The organism is Acerihabitans sp. (assembly GCF_036398755.1).
Lineage (GTDB): Bacteria > Pseudomonadota > Gammaproteobacteria > Enterobacterales > Enterobacteriaceae > Acerihabitans.
Genome location: NZ_DASWOM010000043.1, coordinates 1 through 12,196, shown reverse-complemented (window position 1 = coordinate 12,196; position 12,196 = coordinate 1). Strand labels below are relative to the sequence as shown.

Annotated in this window: 12 protein-coding genes and 1 pseudogene; 8 read left to right on the top strand and 5 right to left on the bottom strand. The window is 52.0% G+C overall.

The genetic code is table 11. The annotated features are described in order from the left end of the window. Positions 1-26 precede the first annotated feature (26 nt). Entirely contained in the window at positions 27-782 is a 756-nt protein-coding gene (locus tag VGC33_RS07070; RefSeq protein WP_331120044.1) for an SDR family oxidoreductase, read from the bottom strand. Positions 783-861: 79 nt separating this feature from the next. Here VGC33_RS07070 and VGC33_RS07065 point away from each other — a divergent pair, with 79 nt between their 5' ends. Then, on the top strand, positions 862-1,020 hold the full coding sequence (locus tag VGC33_RS07065; RefSeq protein ID WP_331120043.1) for a hypothetical protein: 159 nt from the start codon (positions 862-864) through the stop codon (positions 1,018-1,020). A gap of 410 nt (positions 1,021-1,430) precedes the next feature. Here the strand turns inward: VGC33_RS07065 and VGC33_RS07060 are convergent, their stop codons facing one another. The 3 genes from VGC33_RS07060 to VGC33_RS07050 form a co-directional block, all read right to left on the bottom strand. Then, positions 1,431-2,246: an NAD-dependent epimerase/dehydratase family protein gene (locus VGC33_RS07060; RefSeq protein WP_331120042.1), complete on the bottom strand. Its 816-nt coding sequence runs from the start codon at positions 2,244-2,246 to the stop codon at positions 1,431-1,433. Further along, positions 2,243-2,623 (bottom strand): MarR family winged helix-turn-helix transcriptional regulator, encoded by a 381-nt coding sequence (locus tag VGC33_RS07055; RefSeq protein WP_331120041.1) that lies wholly within the window; start codon positions 2,621-2,623, stop codon positions 2,243-2,245. Before VGC33_RS07055 ends, VGC33_RS07060 begins: the two co-directional genes overlap by 4 nt. Before the next feature lie 149 nt (positions 2,624-2,772). Continuing rightward, on the bottom strand, positions 2,773-3,426 hold the full coding sequence (locus VGC33_RS07050; RefSeq protein WP_331120040.1) for a TetR/AcrR family transcriptional regulator: 654 nt from the start codon (positions 3,424-3,426) through the stop codon (positions 2,773-2,775). Between the two features lie 120 nt (positions 3,427-3,546). Here VGC33_RS07050 and VGC33_RS07045 point away from each other — a divergent pair, with 120 nt between their 5' ends. Both VGC33_RS07045 and VGC33_RS07040 read left to right on the top strand, forming a co-directional pair. Further along, positions 3,547-4,206, top strand: coding sequence for an O-methyltransferase (locus VGC33_RS07045; protein ID WP_331120039.1), 660 nt, complete (start codon positions 3,547-3,549; stop codon positions 4,204-4,206). A gap of 114 nt (positions 4,207-4,320) precedes the next feature. Beyond that, positions 4,321-5,550, top strand: a complete 1,230-nt coding sequence (locus VGC33_RS07040) for an arabinose transporter (RefSeq protein WP_331120038.1) — start codon at positions 4,321-4,323, stop codon at positions 5,548-5,550. A 503-nt stretch (positions 5,551-6,053) separates the two neighbouring features. Here the strand turns inward: VGC33_RS07040 and VGC33_RS07035 are convergent. Continuing rightward, positions 6,054-6,887, bottom strand: a complete 834-nt coding sequence (locus tag VGC33_RS07035; protein WP_331120037.1) for an oxidoreductase — start codon at positions 6,885-6,887, stop codon at positions 6,054-6,056. A 163-nt stretch (positions 6,888-7,050) separates the two neighbouring features. Between VGC33_RS07035 and VGC33_RS07030 the strand changes: the two genes are divergently transcribed. The 5 genes and pseudogenes from VGC33_RS07030 to VGC33_RS07010 form a co-directional block, all read left to right on the top strand. Then, complete coding sequence (locus VGC33_RS07030; RefSeq protein WP_414636905.1) at positions 7,051-7,962, top strand: AraC family transcriptional regulator; 912 nt, start codon at positions 7,051-7,053, stop codon at positions 7,960-7,962. Positions 7,963-8,405: 443 nt separating this feature from the next. Next, positions 8,406-9,212: an SDR family NAD(P)-dependent oxidoreductase gene (locus tag VGC33_RS07025; RefSeq protein ID WP_331120035.1), complete on the top strand. Its 807-nt coding sequence runs from the start codon at positions 8,406-8,408 to the stop codon at positions 9,210-9,212. A 534-nt stretch (positions 9,213-9,746) separates the two neighbouring features. Continuing rightward, the gene (locus tag VGC33_RS07020; RefSeq protein WP_331120034.1) at positions 9,747-10,343 is read left to right on the top strand and encodes a pentapeptide repeat-containing protein; all 597 of its coding nucleotides are present in this window, start codon (positions 9,747-9,749) and stop codon (positions 10,341-10,343) included. A 382-nt stretch (positions 10,344-10,725) separates the two neighbouring features. Continuing rightward, positions 10,726-11,307: a hypothetical protein gene (locus VGC33_RS07015; protein ID WP_331120033.1), complete on the top strand. Its 582-nt coding sequence runs from the start codon at positions 10,726-10,728 to the stop codon at positions 11,305-11,307. 655 nt (positions 11,308-11,962) lie between these two features. Further along, a pseudogene (locus tag VGC33_RS07010) lies at positions 11,963-12,196 on the top strand (DNA-binding protein); the annotation flags it as partial.

The window sequence follows — 12,196 nt, the reverse complement described above, 5'->3', positions numbered from 1 at the left end:
GAATGATTTTCGGCACGGGACGGCGGTCAGTCCGGGTTCATGGCGTGGAAAAGGGCGGAGAATGTTCCCTCTTTTTCCGCCCAGCGGCGTGCTTTATCGCCGTCAAGCAGGATCTCTCCGTTCAGGTGCTGATGGCCCTCGATCAGCGCCATTACCCTGGCGATGTACTCCGGCAGCGGCATAGCTCTTGGATCCGCCGCCTGGGCGATGCCCGTGAGTTCAGTCTGCACGTAGGGAGGGGAAAGCTCCAGCACTTCAAGGGGAATATGGCGCAACTGGTGACGTAGAGAGATCAGCCACGAGTGCAGAAACGCTTTGCTGGCGCAGTAGGTCGGGAAGTCCGCCCTGGGCACAAACGCCAGCGCGGAGCCGGTTGCCATAAAGGTGGCGTCGGACCGGCCTTTAATCAGCGGCAAGAAAGCCGCCGTGGTGCGAATGATACCGAGGACATTGGTGTTGACGATCTCCTCGGCGACGTCCGCGTTCCAGCCGTCTTCGATAAGCTTTTCACTGCGTGAAACACCGGCATTGGCAATCAGAACGTTCAGGGCGGGAAAGCGCGATCTGACCTCTGCGGCAACATCGGCGAGCATGGCGTCATCGCGTAGATCAAGCCTGAAGCCCGCCATTCCCGGATTATCCCCGGTAATGTCATCAAGCAGCGCCTGGCGACGCCCGGTGATAATGATGTGGTTGCCGCGCGCGTGGAATGCTTCAGCCAGGGCTCGACCTATACCGCTGGTGCCGCCTGTGATCAGAATGGTATTACCGCTAATTTTCATGACGATTTCCTCTCCGGGTGGTGCTGATGGAAAGGCGGCGACGGGACTATCAGCATGGCCGTATACCAGGATAGCCCGAATGAAAAACAGGAAGTCGCGCCTTACGATCCCCGTTTTCTCTGCTGAGACCCTGGGGTATCCGGGCGCGTTGGATGACGATAACGCCTACGGCATTGTGGCAATGCCAGCTGATTATATTGGCGGTATCTTTTACCGGCAAGGAAATCTTGCGAATTGACGCCGGCGGCGCAAGGCAACGCATGTCGGTGCGTGCCATTTTCTTGTTTGCCCTACGGTTTTCGCGATCCCTTGGCGGCAAGGTTACTTGCATCCATCAGGCATAAGGGCGTTAACATCCTGAACCAGTTTTGGCAGGGTGTCGGCGGCATTGTCGCGCGCGGTGACTAATGCTTAGGTGTGGTCTTTAATCACTTCGATGATTTTCAGCGAGTTTTCACCCGGAAACGAGGCCCATTCGCCTAATACCTGCACCTGTTTCAGGCTGGTGGTATGGTTCGGATGGGCGGCGTAAAAATTGCCGAGCGGCGAGGAGAGTACGAGCAGGTTTTGCAGGCTATCAATCGTCCCCGCTAGGCTACCGCTGCTTCCTTGCGCCTTATCCCTGGTCCACGCTTCGCCAACGCCGGGCTAGAGCAGCCCTTCCTGTTCGGCCTGGTAAACGGTTCTGATCTTGGGTTGAAAACCAAGCGTGCGGGCAAGTGATGCATCGATATGAAGATGCCAGGGATTGCTGAGCGGTTCGGATGAAGGCGGCATTTCCCCCCCAACAAGCTTGATTAATTCGTAAATCGAGGTTGTCGCTTCATCTGCGATATTGACCAGTTGACCGTCCATGCCACCTGACAGCGCAAGGGTCATTGCAGTCGCGATATCGCTATGGTGAAGGGTGCTGATTTTACTTGCCGGATGCATCTTGTTCGCGACCGCCATTTTAGACAGCATGTCCAAATGCCCGTCGGCGTCGCCATAGATAAAAGGAAAACGCAGGATAATCCAGTTAAGTCCACTTTTGCGCAACTCATTCTCAGCGGCCACTTTGCTTGCGGGATAAGCATGATCGGGCGAAACCTCATCCTCCTCCCGACCCGGATGTGGATTGTTTAGGTTGTAAACATTACTCGTGCTCGCAAGTATGAAACGCGCCTTTGGCGCGCAGGCCTGTGCCGCGGCGATAAGCCTGCGCGTGCCTTCAACATTGCTCTTCCAGATCAGATCGGTGTCCTCGGTGCGAAATACAGCGGCGAGGTGGATAATAGCCGAAACGCCCGTCACTGCTTGCTCGAGTACCCGAGAATCGAAAATGTCACCCTTCACGGGGGTAACCCCTGCGGGCAGCGCCGCGTCATTTCGTACCAATGCCCGGCAATCGACGCCGGTGTCAACCAGACGGGGAAGCAATCGCGCGCCCACCATGCCTGTTGCCCCCGTTATCAGGATAGTCATTCTTTTATTTCCTTACGTATGAGGTCATCAAGCCGGCCGGTGGCAATTCGCAGTACCCGAATGGCAGTGTCAATATCCGCTTCATTGATGCCGGCAAACGCCGCTTCATGAATGAAACGCAGGTCAGGGAGCCTTTCCCAAAGAGTTGTCCCCGCCGGGGTTAAGCGTAACAGCTTCTGCCGCAAATCGACTTTATCCGGCACCTGCTCGATTAACCCTTTACGGACCAACGAACCGATGATAATGCTTAACGTCGCGCGCTCAAGCTGCAGCTGGCGCATCAATTCTCGCTGCATCGTCGGCCCGTTATGACTGAGCTGAAACAGCACATACCATTGCGTCGCGCCTAAACCATAGGGTCGAAGGACATTTTCCATAAGGACACGGCCTGAGAAATAGCAACGCTTTGCCCATGCCCCTATAGATCTGAGTTGTGAATCATTATCATTATCCATAGGAGAATAATGTTTGCACACAAACATTATGTCAAGGCATTAGTTCAACATTTTGCCTGCAACAACTCTTTTTATTGACGCCCCAACGCATTGCTCGCCTTAGCAATTCCATCAATATACGAGCAGAACATATCCGCCATGGCATCAGACCAGGAATTGATTTCCTGTTGGGTTCGCGGGCTTTCCGAAAAAGCATGGCCGACGCTGCCAAGGGTAGTAATGATCAGCCCGCTTGCCTGTGTCAGCACCTCTTCCGGCGTGTCAGGCAGCACTTCTCGCATAAATACCTGATAAATCTCGTCACCTTCTGACCTGGCCGCCAGCGCTTCAGGTGCGTCGCGGTACAACGGCGCGGCATCGTTTAGCGCCACTCTCATCGCGGATTCATCGCATTCAGACTGAATAAACGCATGCACCAGCGCCCGCAGGCGCATCAGCGGCGGCTGGCTGTCATCTTTGAGAATATCGCGCAGCAAAGCGGTGGTTTGTTGCCACTCATCGTATTGCAGACGGAACAGGATGGACGCTTTATTCGGGAAGTATTGATACAGCGAACCAATGCTGATCCCCGCTTTCTCGGCGACACGGGCTGTGGTGAAACGCTGTGCCCCCTCTGCCGCCAGAACCTGAGTAGCCGCCTGCAAAATGGCGGCAACGAGTTCTGTTGAACGGGCCTGTTTGGGTTGTTTTCTAGAGGATATACGGGGGGTCTGGCGGTCTGACATCGCGGCGTTCTCCCTTGAAAATGAATGCGAATAGCGAAAGCGAGTTATTAGTCGCATTATATCAATGTGACGAATCAATCACATTACCTTTTATGCTTAATTCACCTTGGAGCGTTATTTATGGCGACGACAATGACTTCCGCGGCTTTCGTGACGCTGCTGGACCGTTTGTTTCAACAAGCGGATATGGCGGCCAGCCCGGCATGGGCCGGAATGCCACGGGCGGAACGTGAACGCCTGATGAGCAGTAAAACTAAATATCTGGATTTTTACGGTTACCTGAAAGACCTCTGGTTACCCGTTTCACGTGAAACCGGCGTCTTGCTTTATATGTTGGCGCGGAGCACGCAGGCACACAACATCGTCGAGTTCGGCACGTCGTTCGGCATTTCAACGCTGCATCTTGCTGCGGCGCTACGTGATAACGGCGCCGGGCGATTGATCACCAGTGAGTTTGAACCCACCAAGGCGGCGCAGGCATATGCGCATCTGAAAGAAGCGGGCTTGGACGATCTGGTTGAAATCAGGCAAGGCGATGCTCTACGGACGCTGGCGGTCAATCTTCCGGACACGGTCGATCTGCTGCTGCTTGATGGCGCCAAATCAATCTATCTCGATGTTTTGGCAAAAGTGGAAAGCCATTTGCGCCCCGGCGCGTTGATTATCGCCGATAACGTCGATTTCAGCCCGGACTATCTGGACTATATCCGTTCTCCGAATAATGGCTACCTGTCAGTGCCGTTTGCGGGGGATGTCGAACTGTCGGTCCGCCTGCAGTGAGTTTTTTAAGGGTTGCCGACAACGTAATGGTTGGAGGCAACGGCTTCGGGACAGTAATAAAGAGGCGAAAGCCTGCATTACTGGTTATAAAAATGCATGTCTTTGATGATATCTATGACTGAAAAACAAATTCAATATTCCCCGGCGACGCCCAGCATCACCCCGCCGATAAAAAGCGTTTTCCTTACGCTGCTGCCGCTTGTGCTGTCCGTCTTCATCGGTTTTCTTATTATTGGCATGCAATTACCGGTATTACCGCTACATCTGCACGTCACGCTGGGAATGAGCGCGCTGGTCGTCGGTCTGGTCATTGGCGCCCAGTTTGTGGCTGCGTTGCTTTCCCGCTCATGGGCCGGAAACTTTGCCGATATCCACGGTGCAAAACGGGCCATGGTGATGGGCCTGCTTATCGTCGCGGTATCGGGCGTATTATTCCTCATCTCGCTGCGGTTCATTGGCATGCCGGGGGTTTCTGTCTGGATCCTCCTGGGGGGGCGAATTGTGCTGGCGATCGGGGAGAGCCTGATTGTCACCGGCGCCATGGGCTGGGGTTTTGGGCTGGTTGGGACGCGCAACGCCGGGAAAGTCATGTCCTGGAACGGCATTGCCATGTACGGCGCTTATGCGCTGGGAGCACCTTTAGGCGTGGCTGCCAATATTCAGGGGGGGTTTTTGGCTATTGCCCTTGCAGCGACCTTTATTCCCTTTATCGCTCTGATCATGATTGCCAACGTCAACGGGGTTGCGCCGATTGCCGCTGAACGGACCCCGTTCTACAAAGTGCTTAACGCAGTGTGGAAGCCGGGATTGGGGCTGGCGCTTTGCAGCGTGGGGTTCGGCGTGATTGAAGCGTTTATAGCCTTGCTGTTTACCGCGCGACAGTGGGGCGACGCGTCCCTCGCGTTCACCACCTTTGGCTTGGCCTTTATCGGCGCGCGTATTTTGTTTGGCCATCTGCCGGATAAACTCGGCGGGGCGCGGGTCGCGTTAGTGTGCGTGATTATCGAGGCGCTGGGACAGGTGCTGATCTGGCAGGCCGACACGGCAAATATTGCACTGTTGGGCGCGGCGTTGACGGGCTTTGGCTACTCGCTGGCGTTTCCCGGCTTTGGTGTTGAAGCCGTGCGACGTGCGCCTGCGCAAACCCGCAGCTTGGCGATGGGGGCCTATGTCGCCTTCCTCGATCTTTCCCTGGGCATAACCAGTCCGCTGGCCGGGGCGCTGGCAGGGGCGTGGGGGATCGGTTCTGTGTATCTGGCGAGTGCTGTCGCCGTTGCCTTGTCTGTGATTATGGCCCTGGTCCTTTTGCTGGGGCGTGAAACCGGCGCTGATGGCGTTGCCTGATTTCCAGCGGCCCAAAACTGACGAACACCGGCGTTGGCAGCCACCGGAGCGGAACCAAGAGCAACGCTGCGATGGTTGCGTGGCCGATACCGCTGTTGTTTGCTGCCATTTAGCCTGGGATCACTCGAGCGTAATATTATCTCGTCGGTAAGGCCTGTCTGTGCAAAACTGCGTTGCCTTTGATCTCTTCTCATTAAACAGGACCAGGCTAAACTGGCGTTTTCCGCCACACTTTTCAGAGAAAAAGAGCGGATTTTGAAAATCGGCGGTTCACTCAGCTGAAGCTTCAAGCGCCCGAATGGCCATGGCAACGGCTCGAACTACGTTATGGGGGGCTTCGGCATTTCTATCTGAAGGCGGGGTTTGCCGTAGGCTATGTTCCACTCTGGTAAGGGCCGTCATTATACAAGCAGGTCATATCAGCAGTTGCCGTGGCGCTACCCAGTTTTAGTTGACCACGACATGAACAATAATGCAGCCAGTGACAAAGAATGAGGGGAAGGTCAGCCGTCCGTAGAGCGCGTCACCGTTTCCCACTCATCTATCTCGGCGGCAAACGCTGTCAGCCTGTCACGAACCAGGCCAAGCGCATCGCTGCCCAGCAGCAGATGTGCGGGAGGTGTGCTGCTGTCTATGACCGCCAGCATCGCACGCGCAGCCTTCACCGGATCGCCGAGTTGCTTACCGCTCTTCTCTTCGCGAGCCTGACGGATCGGATCAAACAGGGTATCGTAATCGGGAATGGATCGGTCTGTCCGGATCATTGAGCGACCCGCCCAGTCCGTTCTGAAAGAGCCCGGCGCAACCGCCGTCACGGCGATACCGAAAGGCTTGACCTCTTTACCCACGACTTCGGATATGCCTTCCAGGGCGAATTTGCTGCCGCAGTAATAGGCGATGCCGGGCATGGTAATGAAACCACCCATCGAAGTGATATTCAGGATATGGCCGCAGCGGCGCTTGCGCATATAGGGCAGTACCGCCTTCATCATGGCTACCGCGCCGAATACGTTCACGTTGAACTGTCGGCGCATTTCGTCCAGCGGGGACTCTTCCATCACGCCCTCGTGGCCGTACCCGGCGTTGTTGACCAGCACGTCCAACGGCCCGACGTTGGCCTCAACCTCAGCGATCACGCCGCCGATAGTGTCGAAGTCCGTTACATCGAGAATACGTCCGAAGGCCCGTTCGGCATCAAGGGCTTCAAAGGACTGCTTCGCCTCGGCGCCACGCACTGTTCCGACGACGCGATGACCAGACGCGAGCGCCTCTTGAGCGAGGGCTCGGCCAAAGCCGCTGCTGACGCCGGTAATGAAAAGAATCTTGGAAGATGACATGGTAAAACTCTCTGTTATTGAGTAGGCTAATGCATAATATTCTTCCTATAGTTTAGCGAATAGGTCATATGCTATCCTTTTATTGCCTATTTCTATGAGGCCGGATCTTTTTATGGATAACATTGTTTCAACGCCAGCGAGACTGGAGTCGGATCGACAGCAAATGGTCAGTTTGCTTCTGGCCTTGGCCCCTGAGGAAGGCTATAACCTGACGACGCTACCCGGGGTGCGCCTGCTGCGCTCCAATCGTCCGTTAGCGCGTACACCGGTGTTATACGACCCGGGAGTTGTCATCGTATGTCAGGGTTGCAAAAGGGGTTATTTCGGTAGCCGGGTTTATCTCTACGACGAGCAGCATTATCTGGCGGTATCGGTTCCAGTCCCTTTCGTGATGGAAACCGATGCCTCGCCGGAGCGCCCGTTATTGGCCATTTACCTACACCTGGACTTCAAGGTGGCGGCTGAATTGATGATCCAAATCGACCGCCTGGGCGTCTCCATGCCGGCGGCCCCACCGCAAAGTATGATGTCCAGCCCGATGGACACTGCGCTAAGGTCATCCGTCCTGCGCCTTCTTGAAACGCTGGACCAACCCATGAATGCCGCGATACTTGGGCCAGCGATAGTCCGTGAGCTGTACTTCCGTATTCTCACCGGTGCTCAAGGCAGCGCCATGCGTTCGGCGTTGGCGATGCACGGTCAATTCGGAAAAATCAGCAAGGCTTTGCAGCGCATTCATGCCGCCTATGCGCAGCCACTTGATCTCCCGCAATTGGCGCGCGAAGCGGGGATGAGCGTGCCGACCTTTCATAGCCATTTCAAGGCGATTACCAGCACATCGCCCATGCAATATGTAAAGTCCACGCGGCTGCACCAAGCGAGGCTGTTGATGGTTCGGCAAGGCATGACGGCCGCCGCCGCCAGCCATGTCGTCGGTTATGAAAGCCCATCGCAATTTAACCGGGAATTCAAACGTCTGTTCGGTCTTCCCCCCGCCGAGGAAACCAGGCGCATGCGAGAGAACTTCGCAGTCCCGCCAGTCCATTCGGGATCAGACTATGTGTCTTCCCATTAGAAGGTATCGGGTTTACAAAAAAAACCGTCGATGACGGGTTGATTCGATAACCCGTAACGTCAGCGTTTGCCCAGCGCCGTCTGTTAATTGCCCGTCAACTTGTTGAAGATGATGTCCATTATTTTTTTTAATGGGCGCAATCCATGCAACAAACCCCGCAAAACTCGTCCCCATTTCCCACTGGAATATTAGCAACAACGATACGGCAAATCATCACCGGCATCAGAATCCTGGCGCAAAAAAGCGCATGGCTGTCGGTATGCATTTACCCTTTATCCCCCTCGCGCTAAACTCAATGTTGTCAATGGCATAAGCAGAGGCGGCGCTCAACGCTTTGACCGCTATTTTCAAACGCCAGAATTCTGATACACAGACTTCTGACAGAGATATTTGTTACTAATACGGCTCATGTGATTAAACGTGCTTAATTTGAGGAGCAAGGAATGGATTTAAAACTGGCTGGAAAAGTGGCGCTGGTAACCGGAGCCCGAACCGGAATTGGTTTCGGCATTTGTGAAGAACTGGCCGTGAATGGTGTGCATTTAGTCATGGTTGCCAGACGAGAACCTGACCTGATTCTGGCGGCGAAAAAAATCTCGGATAAATACGGTGTTTCGGTGCTGCCTATTGCCGGAGACGTGACTGATATCGAACTACCTTCCCAGGTGGTTGAACAGGCGGAAAAGGTTTTTCAGCGTATTGATTTACTGGTAAATAATGCAGGAAGAGCACATACGGGCACGCTGTTAACCACTTCGGAGGAAGACTGGTGGTTAATGACAGAGACCAAGCTCTCCGCCATGCGACGCTTTTGTAAGGCAGTCATCCCCGGGATGCAGAAAAGAAACTGGGGGCGCATTGTCAATATCTCCTCCATCGGCGGTATCTATCCCAACCCGCAGCTTACCGTTTCGCACGCCCTGAGCGCCGCCATCAACAACCTGACCCGCAGTTTGGCATTGAGCGTGGCTGCGGATGGTATTCTGGTCAATGCTATCGGTGTGGGCGCTGTCGCGACGGATAACTGGGCACAGAATATGCTACCGAATGTCCGCATTCGTCGTCCCGAACTCGCTGACAAAACGGACGCGGAGGTCATGGCATTACTGGGTAAAGAGAAAACCCCGGTGGGCCGCTTTGGACTGCCTGAAGATATTGCCGCGATTGCTGCGTTCCTGCTTTCTGGAAGAAACCAGTTTGTTACGGGACAGACCATTGAAGCATCAGGCGGAGCGGACAGATTTATGTGATTTATTCCATTTCCCCAAATGGATACGCGCTGAATCTGCCGCTTCAGGAGCGTTATGAAAACGCTGACCTCGATCCGCCAGCAAATACAGGCCCGTTTGGGCCGTGCCGGCACCGCAATCGGTGCGCTTACGATGTATTCGTGGATAAGCGGCCATTTTTCATCCAAGAGGTAGCCATGTTTGCAAAGTATATATATTGCGGCGGGTATTCTACCTAGGTGGGCCAAAGAGTAGATCACTTTGAGGGAACTCAATCCTGATTGAGCGACCTGATCAATCGCCAAAAAAAGATATGACATTCCATGAAACGATGACGCACAACTCCCGGCGCCGACATCTGTGACAATTATTGAAAAATATCGCCCAGTTTATGCACATGGCGTCACCATTTTCCGGCAATGGGCAGGGGCTAACAAAAATGGAGCGATATAAAGCACAGTTATTCAGGCTAAAACACCAGATAGTTGATTGTGCTATTAAAATAATTTGTGATTAAATATAAAATTCGCGATGCGAATGACCGAGGAAATAAATATGCCATATTATGGAATGGGTTTTTCAGTTCTTTCAAACTTGGGAGCATGTTGGGGTTGCCATGATGTTCAAGTGGTAGAAGCAAGAAAGAAAGCAGCGCGTGTATTAAAAGATGTTGAATTTTTTTATAAAAATGGCTATCTAAATAATGAACATGTCGCTCAAGCCGATCTTTATGAGAAATTTGCTCAAGCTTGGGCGGACGCTTTTCTCCTTAATCGGGGAAGATACGGTTTTGACATTCCTGAAAAACTCGAATTTAATTTTTCCGAACATACCATTACCATTATTACTGAGCAGGCCTATGGCCAAGATGTCGATTTGGCTACCATAAAAGTGAGCAGTAGCGAATGCACTGCTGAGTTATTGAGTGTTGAGCTATCGATTGATAAAAAGATATATGACAGTGTCAGCACCGCTGTGGTTTTACTGCACCAGTATCCCCAAGCCCGCTCGGACATATCCTTGACGGGCCAGCGGCGAATTATCATAAAAGGCGATTGCCTTAGAAATGCGGATCTGAGGGGGATTGAATTAGGCGAGGCAGACTTGAGCGGGGCAGACTTGTTCGCGGCTGGGTTGAATAGCGCTAATTGAAACGAGGCTAACGTGAACATGACTGACTTTAGCGAGGCTATCCGCCCGCAGTTCAGTTGACATCATTATTCAATGCTGATCTGAAATAATGATAAAAGCCGCGCCTGTAAGGTGCGGCACATTTTTTGGGAACTGGGTGAAAAGATAGTTATTGCTATCTGCTTAGGAAGCAACATTATCAGAGAGAAATACATTTTTATTGTGCAATGAACATGGCACGAAGCGCAAGTCAAATCTCAATAGGATATAGTAATAATGCACATATATTCACGAAACATAAACAGTTTGATATGATTAAAAAACTTTTAAATGCTTGTCGAAAAATATAACCTCTTATCAAAAAAATCAGATTAATTGTTTCAGGAATGCTTAAGGAATAACTGTGGGAATATTTTTTCCTCGGCGGGCAGAGCCGAAAATATTTGATTTACTATCAAATAAAAAGCTTCATGAAATTATTTTTCCAGTAATAGAGTCCAAATTATTACCATTGGGATTTGTTCGTCAAAAGCATCTAACGTGGCTACGCAGTGATGATGCACCCATTCGCCAAGTCTTTACTTTCGTTAAATGGAAAGGCGGCGTGTTTGCGCCAAAATGGGGTTTATCCCTTGATTTTGTACCACATGTGGTAGCCAACGCAACCATAAAGTGGCACCGAACTGAGAAGTCTGCCAACATCGACCTGATCGTTGATGCGAGGGATAGAGATTGTGATATTCCCTTTATTTATGGCCCTCAAGAAGTTTCCTGCCGGATAGAAAAAGTAATGCAGCGAGTGATACCATTAGCGACGAAATTATGGGACAACACCCGGTGCGTCAGACAGATTCCAGCAGCCTTTGAGTGGCGCAAGGGGGGAAAACATAGTGATTTTTACCGTTATTTTCCGCATCCCATTGCCTATGCCTTTTCGCTCGCGCTTAATGGGCGGCCTCACAGAGGCAAAAATAGAACTGGATAAATATGATATTTCGGGACGTTACGCTTCTCAAGTGCGGGAAAAGTTGTCTGTCATGTTAATAAAGTTAATGGATAGCCCGCTCAGGGTTACCTGACCGGACTTCGCAAGCTGGATGTTATTCGCCCAGCCATGAACTTATAGCAAAAAGCCCGCGTCAGTTACCTGACGCGGGCTTTTCCAGAATTTTGGCTCCTCTGACTGGGATCGCCTTTACCAGCAAGTGGCTAATAATTAAGCTAAAGGAAAATGACTATCCTGTCAAGACCACCAAAATGACCACCTTTATCACACCCTAATTTTAAAAGTTAATATCTTCTTTACCAGAGCAGGGTGAGAGGCCAATTACAGCATATAGATTTTATAATCATCCCAATGATTTTACGGTTGAAGATATCATCCCCGAGGTACGATAATACCCGAGTCTTTTCACCACATACGACATTACGCAACATCCCAGATATATACTTCATATGGTCCAGTCACTTTCCGCTTTGTCGCTGATCGAGGTACTTGTTCGCCTTAAGCTGTCCGGGACGGTTAATCTTTCCATGTGTGCCAAGATGCGACGATAACATCTCGGTAGTGTTTCGTTTATTGCGTTTTTCGTTTATTTCGATTATTCTTTCAGCAATAGTTAATCGATGGAGATATGATGATGACGAATACTACGCTGACCGGACTGGCTCTTCCGGCAAAACATGAAATAGAAACGGCTACACGTGGCCAGCGTGCCTTGGCCGCTTTCCTTTCAACAAAGCTTGAGACGCAGCAGATTCTGATTAAAGATGCGGATGACGTCTCACACCAGATCGAACTACCTACCGCGGCCTTAACGTTGCTGATGAATGTGTTGGGTGAGCTGGCTGAAGGTAATGCCGTACAGGTTGTG